At 42.4% G+C, this 25,080-nt stretch carries 12 protein-coding genes; all 12 read right to left on the bottom strand.

Annotated elements, in window-relative coordinates; genetic code table 11:
• Positions 1–55 precede the first annotated feature (55 nt).
• The 12 genes from bglX to AM608_RS09460 all read right to left on the bottom strand — a co-directional run bounded on the left by bglX (position 56) and on the right by AM608_RS09460 (position 24,814).
• Positions 56–2,341 carry a beta-glucosidase BglX gene (bglX, locus tag AM608_RS09520; RefSeq protein ID WP_053581595.1) on the bottom strand — a complete coding sequence of 762 codons (2,286 nt, stop codon included), beginning with the start codon at positions 2,339–2,341 and terminating at the stop codon, positions 56–58.
• Between the two features lie 157 nt (positions 2,342–2,498).
• The gene (locus AM608_RS09515) at positions 2,499–4,142 is read right to left on the bottom strand and encodes a family 16 glycosylhydrolase (protein WP_053581594.1); all 1,644 of its coding nucleotides are present in this window, start codon (positions 4,140–4,142) and stop codon (positions 2,499–2,501) included.
• A 36-nt stretch (positions 4,143–4,178) separates the two neighbouring features.
• Positions 4,179–5,723 (bottom strand): PKD domain-containing protein, encoded by a 1,545-nt coding sequence (locus tag AM608_RS09510; protein ID WP_053581593.1) that lies wholly within the window; start codon positions 5,721–5,723, stop codon positions 4,179–4,181.
• A gap of 82 nt (positions 5,724–5,805) precedes the next feature.
• Positions 5,806–7,287, bottom strand: a complete 1,482-nt coding sequence (locus tag AM608_RS09505) for a RagB/SusD family nutrient uptake outer membrane protein (protein ID WP_053581592.1) — start codon at positions 7,285–7,287, stop codon at positions 5,806–5,808.
• A gap of 15 nt (positions 7,288–7,302) precedes the next feature.
• The gene (locus AM608_RS09500) at positions 7,303–10,317 is read right to left on the bottom strand and encodes a TonB-dependent receptor (RefSeq protein WP_053581591.1); all 3,015 of its coding nucleotides are present in this window, start codon (positions 10,315–10,317) and stop codon (positions 7,303–7,305) included.
• An 829-nt stretch (positions 10,318–11,146) separates the two neighbouring features.
• Positions 11,147–13,951 carry a triple tyrosine motif-containing protein gene (locus AM608_RS09495; protein ID WP_053581590.1) on the bottom strand — a complete coding sequence of 935 codons (2,805 nt, stop codon included), beginning with the start codon at positions 13,949–13,951 and terminating at the stop codon, positions 11,147–11,149.
• Positions 13,952–14,261: 310 nt separating this feature from the next.
• Positions 14,262–15,644, bottom strand: coding sequence for a glucoamylase family protein (locus AM608_RS09490; RefSeq protein WP_053581589.1), 1,383 nt, complete (start codon positions 15,642–15,644; stop codon positions 14,262–14,264).
• 692 nt (positions 15,645–16,336) lie between these two features.
• Positions 16,337–17,110: a prolyl oligopeptidase family serine peptidase gene (locus AM608_RS09485; protein WP_053581588.1), complete on the bottom strand. Its 774-nt coding sequence runs from the start codon at positions 17,108–17,110 to the stop codon at positions 16,337–16,339.
• Positions 17,100–17,936 (bottom strand): LamG domain-containing protein, encoded by an 837-nt coding sequence (locus AM608_RS09480; protein ID WP_053581587.1) that lies wholly within the window; start codon positions 17,934–17,936, stop codon positions 17,100–17,102. The genes AM608_RS09485 and AM608_RS09480 overlap by 11 nt, the downstream gene beginning before the upstream one ends.
• Before the next feature lie 71 nt (positions 17,937–18,007).
• The gene (locus tag AM608_RS09475) at positions 18,008–19,543 is read right to left on the bottom strand and encodes a RagB/SusD family nutrient uptake outer membrane protein (protein ID WP_053581586.1); all 1,536 of its coding nucleotides are present in this window, start codon (positions 19,541–19,543) and stop codon (positions 18,008–18,010) included.
• A 9-nt stretch (positions 19,544–19,552) separates the two neighbouring features.
• On the bottom strand, positions 19,553–22,564 hold the full coding sequence (locus AM608_RS09470) for a TonB-dependent receptor (RefSeq protein ID WP_053581585.1): 3,012 nt from the start codon (positions 22,562–22,564) through the stop codon (positions 19,553–19,555).
• 849 nt (positions 22,565–23,413) lie between these two features.
• Positions 23,414–24,814, bottom strand: a complete 1,401-nt coding sequence (locus AM608_RS09460) for an alginate export family protein (protein WP_053581583.1) — start codon at positions 24,812–24,814, stop codon at positions 23,414–23,416.
• Between the last annotated feature and the right edge of the window lie 266 nt (positions 24,815–25,080).

Raw genomic sequence — 25,080 nt, 5'->3', positions numbered from 1 at the left:
AAAAAGGATTGCCCTAGAAGAGCAATCCTTTTTGCGTGTAATGAAAGGAAAAAATCTACTTTAGCTCAAAATCTTTTTCGTTGCTGTTATCGGCGGAGTGTTGGGCTACCCAGAGTTTGAAAGCGCCAGGTTCGGTTACTTTTTTCAAATCGGCGTTGTAAAAGGCTAAAAGGTCTTCGGTGATTTCAAACTGCACTTGTTTGCTTTCGCCTGCCTTGAGAGCCACTTTTTGGAAGCCTTTGAGCTCTTTCACCGGACGGGTTACACTACCCACCAAATCGCGTATATATAACTGTACTACTATTTCACCATCGCGCTTGCCGGTATTGGCTACTTGGGCTGTAACGGTGAGTTTACCTCCTTTACTGAGTGTGGCACTGCTGAGCTGTACATTACTAATATTAAAGGTGGTGTAGCTCAATCCGTAACCAAAAGGATAGAGAGGTGTGACAGGCGCATCCTCATATTTAGAACGGTAATCAACTGTTGGGTTATTAGGGTCAACGGGGCGACCGGTGTTCTTGTGATTGTAATAGATAGGCACTTGCCCAACATTACGAGGGAAACTCATCACCAAACGCCCTGAAGGGTTGTACTTACCTGATAATACATCGGCGATGCCATAACCTGACTGGGTACCAGGGAACCACACTTGCAAAATAGCATCGGCTAATTCACTTTCTTCACTAAGGTCGAGCGGACGACCGCTATACACTAATAACACTATAGGTTTGCCTGTTTGTTTGAGGGCGCGGAGCAATTCACGTTGAGGAGCGCGCAGACGTATATCGGTAAGGCAAGCGGATTCACCAGACCAGTTATAATCTTCACCTAAGGCTACTACTGCTACATCGGCGGTACGTGCGGTGGCTACTGCTTTGGCTATATCGGCAGAAGTTGTGGCGGTAAGTGTACAACCTTTGGCATAGCTAAACTGCACCTTACTATCTTTATACACTTCTTGTAATCCTTTGAAAAGAGAAGCGCTGAGTTCACGGTCGCCGCGACCTTGCCATTCGCCATTTTGGTTAATAGAATCTTTTACCATAGGGCCTATAAGGGCTACCTTTTTCGGGATATCGGGAGTGATAGGCAATACCTCGGCGTTGTTTTTGAGCAATACTACCGATTTAGCAACGGCAGTGCGGGCTACTTGCAAGAACTCCGGTTTCATAAGGGTTGTTTTGGCGCGGTTCTCTTCGAGGAACTTGTAAGGATCATCAAACAAGCCCAACACGAATTTCATTTCCAAGATACGGCGTACAGCGGTGTTGATAGCCTCTTCTTTTACCTTACCCTCTTCGACTGATTTCTTGAGATGCTTGATAAAGTTAGCACCTGTCATATCCATATCAATACCAGCATTGATTGCTAGCTCGGCAGCGTGCTTATTATCAACCGCAACACCGTGAGGAACCAGTTCGTTAATACCGGTATAATCGGTTACTACAAAGCCTTTAAAGCCCCATTGCTTGCGAAGGATATCGGTCATTAGATAGCGATTGGCAGTTGCAGGGATACCGTTTACCTCGTTGAAGGAAGCCATTACGGTGCCCACTCCTGCATCGATCGCTGCTTTATAAGGTGGTAGATAGGCATTCCAAAGGGTGTGCTGAGAGAGCTCGGCAGTATTGTAGTCGCGCCCTGCTTCGGCAGCACCATAGGCAGCAAAGTGTTTTACACACGCTAAGACAGTATTGGTTTTGCTAAGCGAATGCCAGTCGGAACCTCCTTGAAAACCTTGTACGCGAGCTTTGGCAATTTCACTTCCCAAGAAAGGGTCTTCGCCAGCGCCTTCCATCACACGACCCCAGCGCGGATCGCGAGCGAGGTCGACCATAGGGGCGAACGTCCATTTGATGCCATCGGCAGCAGCTTCTTCGGCAGCAATAGCAGCGGTTTGGCGCATTAGGTCTAAATCCCAAGAGCAGGCTTCGGCAAGCGACATAGGGAATATGGTTTTATAACCGTGAATCACGTCGTAACCAAAGAGAATAGGGATACCCAAGCGAGTTTTCTTGACAGCTATATCCTGCAATTTGCGCACCCCAGGCACGGTAACAGCGTTGAACACACTGCCTACGAGACCCTTTTCGAGATAAGGCTGAAAGTCATCGGACATTACGGGGCCTGTAACATCCCAATTAGCGGCAAACTGAGTAAGTTGTCCTATTTTTTCTTCTAAGGTCATCAGCGATAGCAAAGAATCTACCTTGCGTTCGATGTTTTTATCGCCACTGAAGGACTCCCATTTCACAGGGGTTTTATCGTCGGTTTTTGACGAATTGTTACAAGCTACTACAGCGAATAAGACAGTAACAGCACAGATTAATTTCTTCATAAAACTTATTTTAAGGTGAGTTCGCTATAAAACGAGTCTCACGAATTTACACAAAAATGATATATCACGTGGGCGTATACAATACGCCCCTACACAACATACTGCAAGAGTGATTGATTATCACAACTATTAACTTTAGAAAAGTTTGCGATAGCATTTACTGATAAATTCTCACATAATCGATTTGAAGGCTATCTTCGGTGAAATTATTAGCTACTTGACCTCCCAATGTTCCTCCCATCGCGACGTTTAGGATAAGGAAGAATTTTTGGTTGAATGGCAATTTAGCGTTGTTGTCCATTTCGAAATAGTTCTTATTATCGACTGCAAAGATAATCTTTTTTTCTGTCCACGTCATCGTATAGATATGAAAATCTGCAGAAGTGTTTGCAAATTCAGTTTCTTTGTCGTAATCGCCCTGATGGTTGTTATCGCTGTCGTACCAATGGCAAGCGCCGAGTATATGGGTCTTTTTATTACCTTTTTGTTCGAGCATATCTATTTCGCCACATTTAGGCCAGCCGTCGGTAGCGAAGTTATTGCCCAAGAACCACATTGCAGGCCAGGTACCTTTGGCAGCAGGTAATTTGGCTTTGATTTCCACCTTACCATATTTGAAACCATACAAACCTTCAGTTTTGAGTCGTGCAGAAGTATACCCTCCACTGCCATCGGCTTTGGCAGTAATTTTGAGCACACCGTTTTCAACTTTCACATTTTCGGGGTCTTTGGTATAGGTTTGCAACTCATTGTTACCCCAACCATTGCTACCTTTGCCTAAATCATACGTCCATTTGGTCGCATCGGGGGTGCCCGCTTTATTGAACTCATCAGACCATACGAGGTTGGTAAAACTATTTTCGGAAGGTTTGGTAGTGGTAAAAATGTGATACCAAGCAAACTGACTATTAGGTTGCATCACGCGCACGACAAGTTGTGTATCGGTAAGGCTGATGATATCATAAGTGCTTGCTCCTACCCACCAGCCGAGCATACCACCATTGGAGAGCTCGATAGCTGTACCGCGATAGGCTTTGTTGTTGTACTTACCTTGGGTAGCGGCTTTGGAAGTAGAAGGCACGAAGGACACTTGTTTCTCGCCTGTAATCGTAGGGACTACATCGGTGCCGTGACATTGGTCTTTAGCTACACCTAACACCTCAGCATAAGCTCCTGGTATGAACACGTGGTTGGCAGTTTGTTTATAGGTAATACCATTAGCTGTACGGGTGAAGATAAAGGAATTTTCGAACATACAAGTACGAGTAGCGTCGAATGGTGTTGCTTGCCACCAAGCGGGGTAGCCATATTCGCCATTATCGCCACTTTCTTGAGGTCCTAAGCCTGCATATCCCGCTACATTGGCAGCCCAATACCAAGTTTTAGTATCGCCTACATTCTTACCAGCAAGCATATTTTCGGCTTCAGCATCGGAGAAGGAACTGTATACTTCCAATTCTAAAGACACAGAACTCATAGAGCCTCCTGCACCTACAGCACTTACTACCGCTGTGAATTTGTTGGTACCTACTTTGGTATAGCGGTGTTGGATTTTACCAGAGGGAGCCATTTCGGTCTTGCCATCGCCGAAATCGACACGGTAAGAAATGGCGTTTTGGGCGGTTACTACAAAGTTCACCAAGCCCGTGCCATCACCGTGAGGATGAGAGTTATCAGCCCCCACGATGCTGAATGAGGCATTTACATTAGAAGGAGGTGTAAGGTCTCCAAACTCGTGCTTATCTTTACAACTTATAAAGACAAAAGCTACTAATAGGGTTAAAAGATTTAAGGTTTTCATTTTAATTTGTCAATTTAGTGCGAACCGCACGGGTAATTAATTCAGTGTTATTTCGTCGTAGTAATAAGTGGTATCATCGCCTTTTTCACCAAAGTCGAAGAAAACAACTACTTTGGTGTAGGTTGCGCTGGTATCAATGCCAGTAAAATCAAAAGAAAGTTCTTCCCAAGTGTTCTTTTTGGTGATGCGAGCATCTACTTCTTTTGCTTCATCGCTAGTAGCTCCCTCTAATTTCACTTTTACAACAATACCTGTTTTAGGTGACAAGGCTTTTAGCTTCAATACCTTGTAGGTTTTTATATCCAAACTTTCGGAAGTAAAAAACGCACCTGCCCACGTTTCACAACCTTTGGTGCGCACCATTTTGGCTACTTTGGTAGAAGTATTGCCTGTAGTATTAGGGTTGGCTACTACTTCAACATCTGCCATATTGCCAAAGGTAGTAAACTCGGGAGCTGTACCCTCAAAGTTTTCGATTATCACGGTATTCGATTTTTTGTAGAAATATAAGTTATCAATAAATACTGTACCTTGTCCTACTAATTTGATTTGGTGTACATCGGTGATTACAAACCCTTGTTTGGTGTAGTCGCTTAGCGGAATATCGATGCTTGTCCACTTATCGGCAGTGAGGGTCTTTTTGACGAACTTCTCACCGTCAGCGCCTGTGCTTTTGCTAATCAAATAGATATCTAAAGCTGTAGCATCGGCAGTCCAAACGTCTAAATGTAAGAACTCCATCGCTGATAGGTCGATTTCTCGGGCAAATTGGATACCTTGATAATTGAGGTGAGCGTATTGCAAAATTTCATCAGTACCCAACTTAAAGAGGTTGTAAGCAGTGGCTTGCCCCCAATTAGGGTTGAAATCGGTGCCTGCTACATTGGTATATCGTCCGCTAAAAAGCGAAACGACCTCTTGTGCTTTGCGGATTGGAGGTTGAGGAGCTGCAGTAGTAGGCTGTTGCAAAGCAATTACTCGTACCGTTTTTTGTACTTTAGTAGTTTGTTTGCCCGCACCTTTCACTTCTATGGTAAGGGTGTAAGTACCTACTTGCTTATAAATGTGTGAAACTTCCTCTCCTATATTGCCAGAGACCGGTTTTTCGTCGGCACTTTCACCGAAATACACATCGTAAGTAATCGCAAAGTTGGCTTTAGCTGTTACATTCACTTTTTTGGAGACAGCTTGGTCGTTAGCGACGGTTACCTCTACATTCTCAGGGGCGCGGAAAGACACCTCTAAAGGCAAAGTCGCTTCGGCTTCCTTGCCAGCAATGTTCACAGCTACTATTTTCACTTGGTAACTACCTTCAGCATAAGTGTGTGCTACCGAACCTCCTGCTTTTACCACAGTGGGGGTTGCAGTGCTATCGCCAAAGTAGACCTTATAAGTAGCTACCCCCGTAGCTAAAGGAGTGATGGTTACAGCTCCCGAGTTATCGGTGCTCACCTGAAATTTAGCTGAAACATCAGTAGGAGCCGTGGCATTTTGGACGAAACTGAGATCGTCCTTATCTTTTTCGCAAGCTACCATTCCAATGAGGAGCAGTAGTGCTATTAGGGTTTTGAGTGCTTTCATTTTAATTTAGATAAGAGATAAGAGATAAGAATATGTGACACAAAGAAAACTTACTTCGTAATTTGTCATTCGTAAATTGTCATTAATATCCTTGGTTTTGTTGCCAATTGCCATTAGCAAAGCGTATTTCTTCGTAGGGTACGGGAAACACTTCGTTTTTATTGGCAGTAAAGCCTTGTATTTCGGTACCTTTACCCGTGCGGACTAAGTCGAAAAAGCGCAAGCCTTCGCCTAAGAACTCTACACGGCGTTCTTTCCATATTGCTTCGGTAAGGGCAGTGCCCGAAACCGTAATATTGTGATTTTCATCGCCAAAGGCACGTTTGCGCACTTGGTTGAGGTAATCGCGAGCACGTTCATCGCTGATATTACCACGGTTGAGCGCTTCGGCAGCCATTAAGAGCACATCAGCATAGCGAATAGCACGATAGTTATTAGGGTTGGTAAGATTGGGGTCGGGGCTATTGAGGTCACCTTTGCGAGCAATGTATTTGCGGTTGAAATAGCCTGTATGTTTATACCCTTCGGCATAAGTAGCATTGTTCGCGGCTGCCCACGCTACGATGTCTAAAATCGCTACATCTTTGCGGAGGTCGCCTGCTTCAAAAGCATCGACTGCCTCTTGTACAGGTACGTTAAAACTATAGCCAGAATCGAACACAGGACCGTTGTAGTTGCGGATACTGTTAAACCCTACCGCTACATTCCCTTTGCTACATTGCAAACAGTCAAAGCTCGCACCTTCAGCATCGGTGTATTGTATCTCGAATACCGATTCAGCACCATTTTCACCTTCTTTTTCAAAGATAGACGCATAGTCGGTTACAAGAGAATAGGTATTGCTGTGTATCACGGTTTCTAATACTTGAGCAGCTTCGGCAAATTTGTTTTGGTATAAATACACCTTGCCGAGTAGCGCTTGAGCGGCGCCTTTGGTAGCACGCCCTACTTGCCCGTCGGGTGGTGTTGTAGGCAAGTGAGGAATGGCAGCCAAAAGGTCTTTCTCAATAGAAGCATATACCTCACTCACAGGGGAACGGGGTATTTTTTGTTCGTCGCCACGCTCAAATCGTTTGTTTTCTTTGAGTGGAATCGCTCCGAACCATTTCACGAGTTCAAAATTGTAATAAGCGTGAAGGAAATGTGTTTCGGCAATGATCACCTCTTTGCCCTCAAAGGCTGTTTTGTTTTGGAATTCCAAGATATAAGCCGTGCGGTTTACACCAGCAAACATCCAGTCCCACAAGTCTTTGAGTTGTGCATTGACAGGAGTATGAATCATCTGGTCTATTTGTTGAAAACCAGGTACATCGGAAGCACTTTCACCTCCGCAAAGGGTATTATCGGAGGCAATTTCGCCCATAAGCACATTTATATACGTAGAATGTAACAAATTGTAAGCTGCAATCAGCGCATTTTGGTAGTCTTCCTTTGAATTGAAATAGGTCTCCGAATTGATTTCGTACTGTTTAGTCTTGTCGAGAAAATCGTCGGAACAAGCAAAGGCAAAGACAAAAAGCATAAGCCCTATTGTCCATTTCTGTATGTTATATATCGTTTTCATTTGTTTGTATGGGTTTTAAAATGAAGTATTAAATCCTAAAATAAACTGACGGGCTTGTGGATAGAAGCCGTAATCAATACCTCCACCAATGGCATCGCCAGAGGTAGCTGAGGGGTCATAACCTTTGTACTTAGTAAACGTAAAGGCGTTGTTTACTGAAAAGTACACGCGGAAGCTTTTCATCTTCACACTCTCCAATACCGATGCAGGAATCGAATAGCCCAACTGTATATTCTGAACGCGCAAGAATGAGGCGTCTTCTACAAAGAAACTTGAGAATAAATTATTGGTAGTCGCCCCTGTGGTTACACGAGGCACGCTGTTGCTGGTGCCCTCACCACGCCAACGGTCAAGATACAAACGCTGACGGTTTACGTTAGGTTGTGAACGCTCGTAGTTGCGCACCATCTCTTTATCGAGCTCGGCATACATATAGGTTGAGAAATCAAAGTTTTTATACTTAGCATTGAGGTTCAAGCCCATATAGTAAGTGGCGGTAGGTTTACCCAAATAAGTACGGTCTTTAAAATCGATTACTCCGTCGCCATTCACATCTTTATACCTGATGTCGCCAGGTTTGGCAGGAGCCCCTAAGGCAAGTTGTGAAGGGTGTGCATCTACCTCAGCTTGGTTTTGGAAGATTCCATCGGCTTGCAAACCGTAGAAGTAACCAATAGGTTGCCCCACCTCCATACGTGCAGGCGCTAACTGACCTACGCTGAAAGCCCCTCCTTCTGGAATCACATCACCATTGATTGATACCACTTTGCCGTCTAAACGGGTAATGTTGTAGTTAAAGCCCCAAGAGAAAGGTTTGGTTGCATCACTTCTATAACCTAACGCTACCTCAAAACCCTTATTTTGAGTATTACCAGCGTTCACGGTGGGGTTTGATGCTCCTGGTGCAGCCGTTCCTATAATACCTGAGACAGGGAAATTAGAAATGAGCAAATCGTTGCGGTTTTCTATAAAGTAATCGAATACTAACGATAATCGGTTCTTCAAGGTATTGAAATCAAAACCAACGTCTAACTTTTCAGCTACTTCCCATTTAGCACTTGGGTTGGGCAATTTGCCTACAGCTTTTCCACGCACTATCTGTCCGTTGAACACGTACACAGCTTCCCCGTTTAAAATCGCCTTATAAAGGTTTTTACCGGCATTGTTACCCAGTGTACCGTAACTACCGCGCAATTTTAGGAAGTCTATCCATTTGCTGTCTTTCAAGAAGCCTTCATCGGATACTTTCCAACCTGCTGTTACTGATGAAAACAAGTCGGCGCGGTTGTCTTTCGGGAAGTCTGAAGAAGCATCACGCCTAAGCATCGCCGATAGCAAGTATTTGCTCTTAAAATCGTATTGTAATCTACCAAAGAAAGAGGTAAGACGCGAATCGTTCATATACGAGTTATCAGTTTTGCTATTGTTCGTACCTGTAGTAAGCCCTATATCGGCAAAATCCCAAGAGTTATTAGGCACATCGTAACCCGTAGCGCTGAGTCCACTGCCCCAGTTCCGTTGCGCACTGGTTCCCACAGTGAGTGAAGTGTTGTGGTTTTTCCAGAAAGTTTTGTTATAAGTAGCAAAAGTCTCCCACGTATAGGCGTGCGTTTCGTTCTTTTCCTGAGTTACCGTACTGCGACTGCGGTTAAAGATTTTGCCCGTACCAAAAAAGCTCAGCGGTTGAAAATCTTTCTTCTCATCACTATAAGTCTTAAACCCGATACGCGAAGTGAGGTCTAAGCCTTCTATGAGATTATAGCTCAACTGGAAATTCCCCTCCAATCCATTACCATCGTACTGATTATAGGTATTGTCTATTTGTGCCAAAGGGTTAATTACCTCATTACCCAAAAAGCCCGTTAAATCCTCATCGTGCAAGCCGTAGGTAGGCGAGAAGTTCAAAGCGTTGAAAAGCACTGCTCCCAAGCCGTTTTCCTCAATGGTTTTGCGCTTGTTGTTGTAATAATTGGCAGTGAAGTTCATCTTAAGTTTTGGTGAAATATCAGCTCCCAAACTCACTTTCACGTTATTGCGTTTAAAGTTGGATTTTTCGGGGGCTACAATACCGTCTTGGGTAAGATGTGATGCCCCTAAGTAATAACTAAATTTCTCACCTCCACCCGAGATACTAGCTGTCATATCTGAAATAACAGAATTCTTAAACACCTCGTCTTGCCAATCAATGCCTTTGCCTAAAGAAGCTAAATTGCCAAAAGGTAACGCCTGTCCGTTGGCAGCATAACTCTCGTTGAGTAAGGCAGCATACTCGGTAGCGTTCATATAATCCAACTTTTTGGTAGTTTGCTGAATACCGGTATAAGAGCTAATTTTCACTTCCAAAGGTGTGTTTTTGCGTCCACCCTTGGTAGTTACGAGTACTACCCCATTCGCCCCTTTAATGCCGTAGATAGCCGCTTGAGCGTCTTTCAATACAGTAAGACTCTCAATGTCCTCGGGGTTGATACTGTTCAGTGCCCCTTCGTAACCGTCGATAATTACCAAAGGCTCGTTGCTACCGTTAGAACTCACTCCGCGAATGAGAATGTTTATCTTCCCTCCAGGTGAACCCGAAGCCTTGTTTACGCTCACCCCTGAGGTAGTACCTTGTAGGGCAGTAGCCGCATCCACAGGCTTTAGTTCGGTAATGGTCTTAGCATCTACTACTGATACCGAACCTGTTACGTCCTTTACTTTTTGAGTGCCATACCCGATAACTACCACTTCACCGAGGGTTTGGGTATCTTCTTTCAAGGTAACGTTCAGCGCATTGCCATTGTTCACAGTGATTTCTTGAGTGATGTAACCCACATACGAAAACACCAGAACCTGACCTTTCTTCACATTGTCTAAGGCAAAATTCCCCTCGAAATCGGTAGAGACCCCGCGGGTAGTGCCTTTTACAACCACCGAAACCCCCATCATCGGACTGTTAGGAGCTTCTTTCACATTTCCTTTTATGTTATAAGTTTGTGCCACTGCCAAACTCGTACATAAAAATAGCAACATTGGTAAAATAAATACTTTCATCTGAATTGCTCTTTTTAAATGGTATGTTAATGTATTATATTAGGTTTAACTTGTTTCTAACTTCCTCTTTTCTTCCCTTTACTTTCGCTTCTCTACCTATTACTGATATTACCGGCATTGTTGTATTGTATTATTAATCAACTATTTATACACCCTTTCTATACCAATCGTCCAAGATTCGTATAAGCTTCCTATAAGCTCTCTATAAGCTAAGTCCATCATTCATCTAGTAAAAATCCGTCTCTTTTTTGGGATAAAGTTAAGAATAATTTTCGTGCGCTTTCGTTCTTCCATTCCCCCGTGGTAACTTTTGATAAGTTTTATCTCAAAAATGATAAATTACAGCCTTAATTTCAAAACAACAAATCACCTTTTTCAGTTGCTTTTTCCTACTCTCTCTAAATTTATACTTTTCAATCAGTATTATTGGCATTTCTGGCATTAACTCAGTATTACTTTCTCTTTCCTTTATTTCTCTTTCAATCACGCAACAAAGATAAACGCAATTATTCAACACACAAAATATTTTACCTATACAAAAAATATACAAGGAATATTTTTAACGTAAATGTATAGTTACTATTAACGAGAATTACAAAACAAACCATTGTAAATCTTACATTTAAACTTATATACAAAAAATCGATGTAAAGGTAACAACAAATAAAAAACACCTCTTAAAAAGAGGTGTTGTATAGGTAATGTATATATTTTTTTAAGAAAATCAATTTATGTTTTCTACTCACTCGTACGACTCACATCTGCCTATGTAGCTCGCATCACTAATCATTAACCACTAACCATTAACCACTAACCACTAACCATTAATTTAGAGCTTTAGAATGTAATCGGTAAGGTTCTGGTTGCGCTCTAAACGCATTTTTTTGCGCAAGCGGTAACGCTTTATCTCTATACTTTGGGTAGAAATGTTCAGTAGGGGAGCAATTTCTTTACTCGAAAGGTTCAAACGCAGGTAAATGCACAGTTTGATATCATTAGGAGTAAGGTCAGGGTGAAGCGATTTAAGCCGATTAAGGAAGTCGCGATCAGTTTGATTAAAGATTTCTTGAAAATGCTCCCAGTCGCCTTCGCTGTTGATATTATCTTCCACAATATGCAATACCTGTTTGCTATTACCACTGCTCAAAAGTGCCTCTTTGATGCTCATTAGCAGTTCATTCTTGCGCACGATGTTCATCGTAGTCACCGCCAACTCGCGGTTCTTGCTCTCCACTTCACTATGGAGCTTATCGTTTTGGAGTTTCATTACCGTACGGTCATTTTCCAATTGCAATAGAGCGAGTTCTTTCTCTTTTTCTTGTTCTACCTTCTTCTTATGACGCTTGTAATGAACTCTATACACACGGTGGATAATAAAAAGCAAAAGCAGTAAGAGTCCTATATAGGTAGCTATCATCACATTAGTGGCATACCAAGGTTTTTCTATTACAAAGTGAAAAATAGCCGTATTGGTCGAAACAGCATTTCCCACTCTGGCTCTTACCAGAAAGGTATAATCACCTGCAGGCAGATTATCAAACTGCACACTTGCCTCTTTGCTCCAGTCGCTCCAGTGCTCATAAAGTCCTTCCAATTTATATTGATATACAGTTTGAAACATCGCATTATAGGCGGGCACACTATAGCTAAAACGCAGATTGTTTTGGTTATGTGCCCAGCGGTTATCAGTACTATTAAGAGCAATAGGTTGCCATACGCCTTCTACTTTGCTTTTGTCTATATGGTCTATATGCACCTCATAAGCGGTATGGTGCGACGGATTAAACACAAAATCCATAAAGCCGGTGCTCGTACCTAAAAGGCAATCACCTTCTCGGTACTCATTGAGGTTCTCAAAACCTACCAAATCCTTGCGAAAAGCAGCCGAGAGAGGCATCTTTTTCAGCTGAAGTGCCTTGTCTAACTTACCCTGACTCATCTTCACTATATTGTATTGGGTAAAAAACCACAATCCGTCCTCTTTACCCCGTAACATAGTGCCCGATAAGTAGGCATCTTGGTCGAATAGCCGATGGGTAAGGCTTTCATCTTGCACAAACTTACGTGCGGTAATATCATATTTAAACAAGCCTTTTTCAGTGAAATACCAAATCTCATTGCGGTATTTAGCAATCGCCGACTTGCGTCCCATTGGGGCAGAAGTCTCTTTGTGCACTTGGAGTACTCTGGTAAAATCAGGGGAGAGTTGCAACCGGAACACGCCTTTGTACTCGTGGCTTACCAATAGTTCAGTAGGCGAAATAAACTCAAAAAACCTACTCGATACGTTGAATCCTGTTATCTTATTGCGGTATTGCCAACGCCCTTCTTTCAGTTCCAAAAGGTATAAACCTTCATAATTGCCTTGCAAGAGCCAATTAGGGTGTCCTTCCACAGGTTTAATATCCCAAGTACCCAAAACATTACACACCAATTGTGCTCGATGGTTGTTTATCACAAACGTACCTGAATTGTGCCCACAAAACAAAGAGCCTTGTAGTTCTTTCAGTTGCCACACTTGCCCTTTAGTACCTTCAACCAACTGAAATGGCTGACCTGCTTTCAAAGGAAAAGACGCATAAAAAAGCCCCTGATTGGTACCCAAATACAAATCACCTTGGTAAACAATAGAGGTATAAACGGCTCCTAGCACTCCTTCGTTATCTTTATACTGGCGGAAAGGCGAAAAGAAATTCACCATACTAATGCCATTGTCTAAGCCTAACCACACATTGTGTTCTTTGTCCTCGAAGATAGAAAGCACCGTGTTGTTTTGCAAGCCTTGCTTCTGATGAAGGTGCTCCCACAGTTGTCCTTCTGGCGATAATCGGTATACACCATTGGCAATCGTCCCCAGCAAGATAGAACCGTCAGAGAGTTGTTCGCAACTGTAAATGTTTAGGGAAGAAGTAAGCGCCTCAGTACTCACTTGCCAAGGTCTCACCTCAGCAGGTGTTCCTTCGTAAATGCCTTTGTCTTGGGTAACAAATAGAAACTTACCTTTATATGGGAAGATATTAATAACAATATGCTCGCGGAAAAGAGGCGCTTCCGAACGTAACTCTTCTTTACCATTCACAAGAGCAAAAAGCCCCTCATTCATCTTTTGAAAGAAGATATGCTCGCCCACTTTGAAGATTTTAGGTAGGTTGTTTTGCGAATGCACAATGTGAAAGCGGTCGTGCTGAGAGTCGTAAATATAAAGTTTGTGCAACGACTGGAAGAGCACCCAATGGTCAAAAAAAACAATTTTCCATACCTCTTCGTCTTCTATATCCTTAGGCGGCAAGCGTTTACTCAGTGAAGTATATTGCAAACGGTTGAAAGCATCTGCTTGCCAATAACCAAATTCAGCAAAACCTCCCGTATAGATAGTGTTACCTTTGGCGTTTACGGCGCGCACTATCGCCCCATTGGGCAAGGGGTAATGTTCCCATACCACCCCATTGAACTCCAATAGACCTATATTGTTAGCAAAATATATCTTTTGATTTATCGCTTGACATATTTTCCAATTCTGACTCTCACCCGAGTATACCGAAGGAGCGTAGTTATAGATAGGTGGCAATAACTGAGCGTGTATCGTCCCTACAAACCACCCCATCAAAACACACAGAAAAACACGCATACGCATAAGGTATTAAAGTTTAGTTGCTGGCAAAGATAACTATTTTATTTTGATTATTCCAAAAAACATCCTCTATTTTCAATGAAAGTCTCTTTTCGCTTATTTCTCCCTCATCATTCGCCTCTGAATTGGTATTATTGGCATTTTTGGTATTATCGTATTAAAATTGATGTTCTTTATTTTTAGTCATTAATCAAACAAAGGGCGATGTTCACACATCGCCCTTTGTTAAAACCCAATTTTCAAAACACTGTTAGTAATAAACTTCTGGTTAGGTTAGATATAAGATAATGCTGGGCTTAACCTTTTATCTTTTTTACTGCACCTTAAAATTCAGTTTCTTTAATCCCTCCTGTACTTCGGGGCAACTCATAAATAGTTTCCAAATGAGACCCGTGCGGTGATTTTCTATCATCGGGGCAATAGTGAGTTGGTCGATAGCTAAATAACGCTTAGGATACCATACCGCTTGCTCGCTAAAAGCATCGTAAAAGCCGTATTTACCCCATATCACATCTCCTAAATCGTAATAGAAATGCTTGAGCGCAACCATTGATTCTTGAGGGGTATAAGGGAAGCTGGAAAGTGCAGCAGTAGGCACGATTACCCCTAAATCGTTACTAGGGCTGTGGGCTGAGTACCCTTTTACTGAATAACTGGCGGTAAGTCCCCAGCAGTTCGCCCCATAACCTTTATAACCTTTCGGGTTTTCTAGGCAATATTTGTAGTTGATAAGGGTGTGATTGCGATTCAAATCCCAGTAATTGGCATAATCATCACTGAGTCCTTTGGGGTTCAACCCTATGTACGAATAGTGCGCCCAAAATAGGGGACCTCCGTATTGTTCTGCGAAGTTGTGTTTGAGAATCAATGGTAGATTGTACGTTACCTGAGAGCTTTTAATAGCTCCTCCACGTGCCCAACCGTTGTGATAAGCCGAAGCAGGAATGGTGTGGGTTGGCGAAGAAGCTGCCAAAATATAGGTAATCAAGCATTCGTTATAACCTTTCAGAGGAAAATTCATCTGCCAATTGTAATTAGGACTCCAATGCCAATAGAGCACATCTTGTCCGTTTAGGTACCAATCCCATTCCATTTCGCGCCATAATTTATCAATGCGAGAAGCTAAGGCTTTTTCGGTATCGTTCCCGTCTTTGAAATACTGACGTACACAAAGCAATCCTTGCATCAAGAAAGCGCTTTCCACAAGGTCTCCCCCATTGTCTTTTTGTCCAAAAGGTTTGGTCTTACCCGTACGCCCGTCTATCCAATGCGACCATACACCGTGATAACGGTCGGCTTTCTCTAAGAAAGTTACGATTTTTGTAAATCTTTCTACTGCCTCAGCACGAGGGATAAAACCGCGCTCTACACCCACCAATAGCCCTGCAATCCCAAAGCCCGAACCTCCCGTAGTGATGATATGAGCATCATCGGAAGGAACATCTATATGAATGCGCTCAGGGGCTAACCCCGAGTTAGGTTCGGCACCGTCCCACATATAGTTGAGGTGCGCACGCTGGATATAATCTAAGAAAGCATCGTCGGAAGCAAATTCCATCGGACGATTCTTTTCAACAGGTGGTTTAGGAGTAGGCGTATTACCGCCTTTCTTACTGTCCTTACTGCAACTGCACGACGCGCAGAATGCAATAAGAAGCACAAAAAGTGTTCTGTTTATCTGTTTGATATGCTTCATATTTTGTATATTTTTCTATTTTAACATCAATTCAATATAATATTAATACTGATTTACAGTTATATTTATATTGCAATCTGTGCAATCTAACAACATCAGCTACTTATCTCCCCGCTAGCGCGAGCTTGTAGCTCGTGTTCCTATCCTTCACTAATTTCTCCCTTTGAAAGTAGCCAGCAATAGCTGGGTATGTGCCCCACGAGAACGGAGTATGTGTAAAGAGAGATGTTACCCTCGTCATTTGTCATTCGTTACTCATCTCTACACCCCCTCTCCTTGGGAGAGGGACGGGGTTAGGATTCTCTTTCTTTCGCCTCGAAACCCCGTTTTTACCATTTTTTGTGTCGCTGTATTATGCTATGAATTAACAACTTATATACCCTTCCTATACCAATCGTCCAAGATTCGTATAAGCTTCCTATAAGCTCTCTATAAGCTAACTCCACCCTCCTTACAGCCTTTTTTCGCCCAAACCTCTCCCTCCCTTCTTCCGAATTGCTCCGTTTCCTTCCGATAGCTCAAATATTTCACTTTTAAGGATATAGACTTTGCCAAAGTTTGAAACTTTGGCAAAGTTAATTGTACACTGTCTGTCGTGCTACAAGCTCCCTCCACATTTCCTCATTCTCTCATTTTCTAATTTTTCCCCGCCTGCCGTGCTACGGCTGCCTGTGCGGCTCGCACCTTTTACCTTACCTAAAACTCCATTCTAAAAAGTCTTTGGTGTTAAAAGCAGGGTGCCAAGCGTTGTGATTGGCTCCGTAGAACTCTATGTATTCTACTTTCTTGCCAGTGCTTTTCAACGCCTCATAGGCTTCGCGCGAGTAAGTCACCGGTATCACATCATCGATATCACCGTGATAAAAGCGGAATAGAGTTTTCCCTTTGAACTCACGCATACGCTCTATATTAGTCGCCCCACATATCGAGACAGCTTTGGCAAAGGTATCGGGGAAGCGATACACCATATCCAAAGTAGCAATCGCACCCATCGAAATGCCCATAATGTACACTCGTTTAGAGTCGATAGGGTAAGTAGCCAAAGTCTCGTCTAAAAGTTCCTTCACCAACCGCAAATGACTGGTAATAGGAGCGTCCTTTGGTAGAGGATTACCGCTTTTGTAACCTTTTTCAGGACGCTTTTCAAGCGACCAATATGCCCCCTCAGGACACTGCGGGAAGAGCACAAAGCAAGGATACTTATCTCGGTTCGCAGGATTGCTAAACACCGTGCCCCCATTGCGCAACTGACTCTCATTATCGTTTCCTCTTTCGCCAGCTCCGTGCAAGAAGAGCACCAAAGGGTATTTCTTGCCTTTCTCCATTTTTTTAGGTTGAAGAAAGCGATAAGGCATACTATTCTTTTGCTTATCCACATATACGCCTTTGGTATACGCCTCATTCTGAGCACTGATACTAATGCTGTAAAGAAAGATGATAAAAATTATTAAATATCTATTTTTCACTCGCTAATGTTTTTATTTGAACATCATTAATAGGTTCATTAAAGAAATAAAACTGGTCTAACTGACCTTTGTAGAATCCTGCCCATCCTTGTGCTCCTGCCCCAGTAGTGAGCGGAGGAGTAGTTTGAAAAGGAAGCGTTCCTATTACAAGAGTACCTAAGTTGGGGCACGCTATGCCTCCCAAAGTCTTAAACTCTTGCGAATGTACCTCTGATCCATTCCGAAAAATAGTAAACTTACCTGTGGTAGCATCATAACGAAAAACCAAATGTACCCATTTGCCTAATGTTTCTGGGATTATCTTATCTACCCAACCATCTTTGGTACCGTTGCTCAAATGCAGTTTAAAACGTCCATTGGTTTGAGTAGAATTACCTGGTTCCATAAATAGGTCTATATAACTCCAAAAACCTTTGTTATTAGTTAAAGAAAATAATCCTGTTGCCTTAGTAGGTTTTTCGGCATTCATCCAAAAAGCGATAGAAAAACTACCTAAGTTACCCAATACATCGTGCAACGATTTACCACCATTAAGTGGAGTAGTAGGAGGCGTGATAAGTATATAGCTATTATCAGCTCCTTGATAAGCTTTCTTTACTTTTCCTTGTGTATAAGAAGCATTTCCTACTACTTGAGTAGTTGCTTTATACACACTCATATCCTCACTATTATCTTCAAAAGTAAAAGCTAATTTAGGCTTTACATAGTCTAAGATAGGAGGTTGCTTGGGATAATCAAACGCAGGGTCTTGGTCTAAGTCTTGGAAACAGCTGGTAAAAGCTGTCAGACTCACCATAAAACTGATATATAATACATATTTTTTCATTGTAGTAAATTTTAGATTTTCAACTTAGCCGAAGTTTGAAACTTTGGCTAAGTTTAGACCTGTTATCTCAATTAATAATTAGGGTTTTGAACGAGTACACCGTTAGAACGGTCTATCTGTGTTTGTGGTAAAGGGAACAAACGATGTTTTACTTGATAAGAGGCTTTACCTGCATTATGAAGAGTTTCTACATCTATATTCCAACGTACTAAGTCATAAAAGCGGTCAAACTCCATACCCAGTTCTACACGGCGCTCGTGACGAATAGCCTTACGCAAATCACTTTGATTAGTGGTAGTAACGGCAGGAAGCACAGGGGTACTACTAGTTCGTCTTGCACGGGCGCGCACTTGTTCCAAGTAGGTAAGTGCTTCGGCACTGTTACCAAGCTCATTAGCTGCTTCGGCAGCCATTAAGAGTACATCGGAATAACGAATAAGGCGAATATTGAACCAATAACCAAACTTGCTATTGGTGCGACGCAAAGCAGGATCAGTATATACTTTCTTGTTGTAATACTTATTCACTACATCATTATTAGCGATAGGTTTTTCGCCATAGGGTGTATTAGGCTGCATAGCGTTGGCTTCTGCTATATTTTTAGCAAAATAAAGCAAGGTTTCATCTTTGCGAGGGTCACCTGTTTCAAAAGCATCAGCTAAGTATTGAGTAGGACAGTTGAAACCCCAACCGAAATCCCATTGCCCAGAACCGCGCACTCCTTGTACTTGGGCAAAAGTACTTCCTACTTGTTCTGCTTTGTATGCCTTATCAAAAGTGCATTGCAATTCAAAAATAGAACCGGGTCCATTCTCGCCTGTCTCACGGAAAATCTTATTGTAATCGGCACTTAGATTATACAATCCTGAGTTAATTACATCTACAGAAGCGGTATACATTTCTTGCCAATTACTACGCATCATATAGGTGCGAGCATGCAGGGCGCGAGCAGCTCCCCAAGTAAGGCGTCCTACAAAAGTAGTAGGCCACATTCGTGGTAAATCGCGCTCGGCAATAGCGAGGTCAGCATCAATTTGTGCGTAAATGTTTTCTACTGATGCTTTTGGTTTATTGGCTTCATCTCTACTTTTCACCGAGAAGTTAATAAGAGGTACTTCACCAAAGGCGCGCACCAAATTGAAAAAAGCATAAGCACGGAAGAAATGAGCTTCTCCTCTATTGACTTTATCTGTTTCTGCCAAAGAGGTTTGATTGGCATTATTAATCTTATCAATTACAGTATTGGCTGCGAAAATCAATTCATAGTTTCCGTCGTAATACTGTGATACAAGAGCATTGGTAGCTACGTAATTGAAATCGTCTACATTCTTAGAATCAGCTGAATCTCCTGCGTTAGAGCCTTTTTCGGCATCTTCACTGCGGAAGCTGTGTACCGCCAAAGCTGGCAATCCTGACGTGATAGAAGAAGCTCGCATTTTACCATACATCCCAAAAACTTCGGCTTCATAAGTACCAGCGGCTCCTTTTTGTTCTCCTTCATACCATTCGCCTTGAGGCTCTTGGTCGAACTTGTTGCAATGGGTGAAGAGGGCAACACTTGTTACCATTAATCCTATTGCTATAATATGGTTTATATTCTTTTTCATAATTGTTAATTAAAAAGTGATATTTACACCGTAAGTAATAATCATTGGCATAGGGTAAGTACCCGTATCGATACCGAAAGATAAGGCACTACCTCCTATTTCGGGAACATAGCCTGTGTTTTTATGCCAAGTTTTTAGGTTTTGCATATTGGCATAGAAGCGCAATTTCTGTACTCTTAGACGTTGTAATACGTCTTGTGGCAAGCTATAGCCTAACTGCACGTTGCGCAAGCGGAAAAAGCTACCATCTTCTATATAGTATGAAGAGTTCATACGATTGATGGGGCGACTGTTATCTACAATAGGCTCCCAGTTAGAAGTGCCTTCGCCGTGCCAACGGTTCAAGCGGTGTGCTTGGTAGTTAAGGGTCGCATAACCACTTTCACCCCAACCGCGATAAATTTCGTTGCCATAAGCTCCCATAAACTCTGCTGAAAGGTCAAAGCCTTTGTAGCCGAGATTGAGACTAAAACCATAGGTAAGATCTGGGGTAGGATTACCTATCATCTCACGGTCTTTGGTGTCTATTTTACCATCACCGTTGAGGTCGGCAAATTTAAGGTCACCAGGTTTAGCTCCAAAAGAATTTACTGGAGAATTGGCAATGTCCTGATAATTTTGATATACACCAATCACTCTGTAGCCGTAAAAATGACCAATAGGATAACCTTCCAAGCTACGCGCTACGTCGTTTGGACCACTATATACGGCATACTCTGCATTACGACCTAATGAAAGCACTTTGTTATCAATAGTGGTGATATTGGCACTTACACCATAACTAAATCCGCTTTCTTTGAGTTGGTCTTGCCAAGAGGCTGAAATTTCCCAACCTTTATTCTCTATCTCTCCGAGGTTCTCCAAAGAGTTTTGTGTACCTGCAAGGCTAGGCAGATTTACAATAAGGTCTTTGGTTTTCTTATGATAGTAAACAGGCTCTACACTGAGGCGATTGCCTAAGAAACGGAACTCGGCACCGGCTTCCCACGCATAGGTCTTTTCCCAACCTAAGTTTTGTACTAAATAGGCAGGTACATAGCCTGTAATAATACGGTCGCCAAAAACAGCACTACTTGAACTTACTAATCTAGGGTAAAGAGGGTAATCATTGCCTGTGTTTTGGTTACCTAGCACACCCCAAGAACCTTTTAGTTTGAGGTAATCTACTACTTTTTGGTTTTTCATAAAGGCTTCTTCACTGAGTACCCAACCTGCGCCAAAGGAGTAGAAGTTGTCCCACGTATTGCCCAAGCGATGAAATACTGAAGCTCCATCACGGCGATAAGAAGCGTTGAGCAAATAACGATTGTCGTAATTATAAAGAGCTCTAAGGAGATAAGACATAGTGAAGCGTCTGTTTTGTGAAGAATCATTAGAAGAATTCTTAGCTCCAAAAGAAGAAAGCCACCATTTATCGGTATTGCCGTTAGGAGAAAAAATAATATCGTCCATATGCTGACTACGCGCTCCATTTAACTTAGAATATTCTTTATAATCAGTAGTGAGCCCTGTCATTGCATTGAGGTTGTGTTTCCCCCATTGCTTTTTAAATGAAAGTATGTAATCTTGCTGAGTGCGCAAAGTGGTTGCCTTAGATTGTGAAAGGGTTTCATACTGTCCTCCTATGTGTTTTTTATCGCGAGTTAAAGGACTATACACATAGGTAAGAGGGTCGAATTTGCGTTCTTCGTGGACGTTATAATCGGCGGAGAAAGTGGCTTTGAAAGTAAAGTCTTTCAAGAACTTCAATTCTCCATAGATGTTCCCTGTTAAACGGTGAATAGAAGCTTTGGCATTATTAGCTTGTTCTTCTACACGTATCATAGGATTGTATACCTGTGCATTTTGGAAGTTAGGCATATCGTAAAACAAACCTGTATTTTCATCTTTCACGGGGGCAATAGGAACCGCTTTGAGCGCTGCTTCTACACCGCGCCCGTCGGCAGGGAGGATACGTGAGCCATTGGCTTGGAAACCAAAACGCAAAAAGTCGGTTACGTTGTAATCGCTGCTGAGGTTGAGGGTGAGTTTAGAGAGCTTTTCGTGCTTGATAGAGCCTTCTTCATCGGTATAGCCTGCCCCCATATAAAAGCGCCCCTTTTCGCCTGAGCTAGCTACGCTCACGTTATGATTGGACACCCACGCACGGCGGAAGATTTCATCTTGCCAATCGGTATTAGCTTGCCAATGGGTATAATCAAACGGATTGGCGCCTTTATTGGCTAACTCTTCGTCATAAAGAGTTTTAAAGCCTTCGGCATCAGTCATTGCAACACGGTCGTTGATGACTTTTAATCCTACGGAAGAATTGATGTTTACGATGGTTTGTCCTTTTTTGGCTTTCTTGGTGGTAATGATAATCACCCCATTGGCACCACGAACCCCGAAGATTGCGAGAGACGAGGGGTCTTTGAGGATTTCCATAGACTCGATATCCTGCGGGTTGAGGTAGTTGATATTATCGGTAAAGAGCCCATCGACTACGTACAGAGGTGTATAGCCGTTGATAGAGTTTGTACCGCGGATACGGATTTCGGGGTCTTGCCCTGCCCGCCCTGTATTAACGATTTGCACCCCAGCTACCTTCCCTTGGATAGAGGCTAAGGGGTTGGTAGACGGACGGTCAGCAAATTCATCGGTTTTAAGACTGACAATAGAGCCTGTAAGGTCTCGTTTTTGAGCTGCCCCATACCCAATCACTACTACTTCTTTGAGCTCTTGGGTATTTTCTCTTAAAGTAACATTAATGCGGGAGCGTCCTGCTACTTTTACATTTTGGGTCTGCATACCTACGAAGCTGACTTCTAAGACGGCATTGGAGGGCACATTGGGAAGTGTATAGTGCCCTTCGAAGTCGGTAGAAGTACCCTGGGTAGTACCCTTTACAATTACGTTTGCTCCTGGAATGGGGTTTTTAGTCCCTTCTTCATAAACGGTACCTTGTACGGTAATTTGCTGAGCGTGCAGGGTAACGGTTAGAGAAAACATCAGGAAGAAAAACAATATTTTCTTTATTTCCATATGTTATTGATTTTTTTCACTGCAAAATTGCTAAAAGTTTCTTTTATCTCCAAAAAAAGAGCTACGTCAAAACTACTACAATGAAAAATTAACGAAATGACGTACTACGTCAAAAGTACTACAAGAAAATGCAATATTTTGATTGTTAGATATTTCTGAGAATAAAAAAGAATAAAAAATTGAGAGAATTAGAAAATGAGAGAATGAGTAAATATTGTTAGTTCATTTAACTTTGGCAAAGTTTAAAACTTTGCCAAAGTTTGAGATGGAAAAGCGATGTGTTAGGGTTGTTAGGAGGATTCGGAAGGAAACGGAGAAGTTCGGAAGAGAGAAGGGAGGGGTTTTGGTGAAAAAAGGGTGTAAGGAGGGTGAGGTTAGCTTATAGAGAGCTTATAGAAAGCTTATACGAATCTTGGACGATCGGTATAGAAAGAGTATATAAAAAATTGATTCATAGTATAATACAGCGACACAAAAAACGGTAAAAACAGGGTTTCGAGGCGAAAGAAAGAGGAAGAGGCACTAGGACTTAGGCCATAGGCACTAGGGGGAATATGACGGAAAAGAGAAGGGATAATTAGGGAATTAGCAAATTAGAAAATTAGTAAATGGGAAAGTGTGAGGTCTTAGGGCATAGGCAATAGGGAGGTGACGGAAAGGGGAAGTAATGACGGGGGACGAATGATGACTTACAAAGGGATGTGGCAGAAATAGAGTTTTTTTTTTAGAATGTGACAAGGTAAAAAGTAAAGCGAAGGTAGGAGAGAGATGTAGTGAACAATTTAGCAAAAAAGAAGAGGTAAGAATGCTATGGCAATTCTTACCTCTTCTTATTATAGTTCAATACAATTAAAATATCGCAGAGAACAATTTAGGATTGATGTTTAGGCTACACCAGAACCAGTCTTGGTAACCGCGTTGGTTAGCAGTACCTTTGAGGGCTTTGGTGCCATCGTTAGCAAAATAAGTAGAGTAACCTACTTGTAACCCTATAAAAGGTTGTACTTTTAAGTTGTACACCAAGTCGATTTCACTGCCATAGCTACTGTGTTTTTTGCCACCAACTTCAAATTTAGCAGCAGGTGCAAAGAAGTGATAAGTAGCGCTGAGGTTGCTCTTTTCGCCAGTGCGCACATTGGCAGTGAGATAAGGATTGAGCAAACCTACGGAAGGAGTGAAACCTACATAGTAATAATCCATAAAACCGTAGAACTTGTGGTTGGTACCGCTGAATGGATTGAATTTCTTGTCTTTACCCGAAGTGTCATCAGAGGCGTTGCCACTGAGGTAATCTACTCCAGCGGTTAAACCAAAGATAGGAGAGAACTTGTAGCCTGCGTTCACTGCAAACATATAAGCGCTTTTATCGGCTCCTGTAGCGTTTTTACCGGTTTGCATATAAGCAGAAGCTCCATAGGTGAACTGGTTACTTTTGCCAGTGTAGTGTGCACCAAAAGTTTGCATATTTTGGTCAGCACTATCATCAGTACGGTAACCTAAGTTAGCAAACAAGAGCGACAATTGGTGCGCTTCACTGATGCTATAGTGTGCGTGAAGAGCTTGCAAGTGTTGGTAATCCTGACCCAATCCTGGAGTAAAATTCTGTCCGCTGGGAGTATTTACATTTAGCGTAGGGGTCGTGGTACTTCCTGATTGGTTATAAGCAAAGAAACCGCGGAGTGTCAACTTTTCAGAAGGTGTCCAGTTGAGGTTCACTGCATCGTGGCTACGTCCGGCAGGGTGCCAATCGAGAGAGCCGAAAATACGGTCGTCGTCCAGTGCAATCACTTGTCTACCTACTTTTGCGCTAAGGGTATTCACAAGAGGGAATTCGGCATAAGCCTCAAAAACCGACATACCGCCTGTTTTATCGACGGCTTGTACTTGTTGCGCTTGCCCCCAAACGTTCACGTTTTGAAGAGAAACGTACAAATGTAGGCGGTCGCTATGCTTATAGTCGAAGTTTAAGCGCACGCGGTTGTTGGTGAGGATAGCAGGCGATTCACCTTCTACTAAAGGACGATATGCCCCATTGCGGTACTCGAAACGCGGACGAATTTGTGCTGATAGAGTGAACTCGTTATCGGCAGGTGGCGGAGGAGGTGGCGTCATCATCTCTTCCATAGGAGGTTGTGGAGGAGGAACACCTTCATTAGGGGCAGGAGGATTTTCTACCTGCGCAGTTGCTAAAGTGGGGTACAAAACGAAAGCGGTACCCAAAGCAAAAAATGATAATAAATGTTTTTTCATTGGTATAGTGTTTTTAAAATATTTTACGTTTAAAATAGGTTAAAATGCTGAAAATAAGTCATAAGTACAAGTTTTCTTATTTAGAATAACAATAAAATAAGGATATATCTTTATTTTCTTTTGCAAATGTAAGGAAACTATTTTACATTTGCAACTATAATCCGCAAAACGAAATGTACAAAATCGCAAAACGAAATGTACATAAATTTCAGGGTGTAAAGATATAAAAAAAGCCGTTACAATGTGATATTGTAGCGGCTTTTCTA

Origin of the sequence: Capnocytophaga sp. oral taxon 323 (genome assembly GCF_001278825.1) — a bacterium.
Taxonomy (GTDB): Bacteria; Bacteroidota; Bacteroidia; order Flavobacteriales; family Flavobacteriaceae; genus Capnocytophaga; species Capnocytophaga ochracea.
The sequence above is the reverse complement of the archived record's forward strand: the minus strand, read 5'-3'. Positions and strand labels throughout refer to the sequence as shown.

Excerpts from the sequence above, each read along its gene's own strand:
- bglX (WP_053581595.1), bottom strand. The coding sequence starts at position 2,341 with ATGAAGAAATTAATCTGTGCTGTTACTGTCTTATTCGCTGTAGTAGCT.
- AM608_RS09515 (WP_053581594.1), bottom strand. The coding sequence starts at position 4,142 with ATGAAAACCTTAAATCTTTTAACCCTATTAGTAGCTTTTGTCTTTATA.
- AM608_RS09510 (WP_053581593.1), bottom strand. The coding sequence starts at position 5,723 with ATGAAAGCACTCAAAACCCTAATAGCACTACTGCTCCTCATTGGAATG.
- AM608_RS09505 (WP_053581592.1), bottom strand. The coding sequence starts at position 7,287 with ATGAAAACGATATATAACATACAGAAATGGACAATAGGGCTTATGCTT.
- AM608_RS09500 (WP_053581591.1), bottom strand. The coding sequence starts at position 10,317 with ATGAAAGTATTTATTTTACCAATGTTGCTATTTTTATGTACGAGTTTG.
- AM608_RS09495 (WP_053581590.1), bottom strand. The coding sequence starts at position 13,951 with ATGCGTATGCGTGTTTTTCTGTGTGTTTTGATGGGGTGGTTTGTAGGG.
- AM608_RS09490 (WP_053581589.1), bottom strand. The coding sequence starts at position 15,644 with ATGAAGCATATCAAACAGATAAACAGAACACTTTTTGTGCTTCTTATT.
- AM608_RS09480 (WP_053581587.1), bottom strand. The coding sequence starts at position 17,936 with ATGAAAAAATATGTATTATATATCAGTTTTATGGTGAGTCTGACAGCT.
- AM608_RS09475 (WP_053581586.1), bottom strand. The coding sequence starts at position 19,543 with ATGAAAAAGAATATAAACCATATTATAGCAATAGGATTAATGGTAACA.
- AM608_RS09470 (WP_053581585.1), bottom strand. The coding sequence starts at position 22,564 with ATGGAAATAAAGAAAATATTGTTTTTCTTCCTGATGTTTTCTCTAACC.
- AM608_RS09460 (WP_053581583.1), bottom strand. The coding sequence starts at position 24,814 with ATGAAAAAACATTTATTATCATTTTTTGCTTTGGGTACCGCTTTCGTT.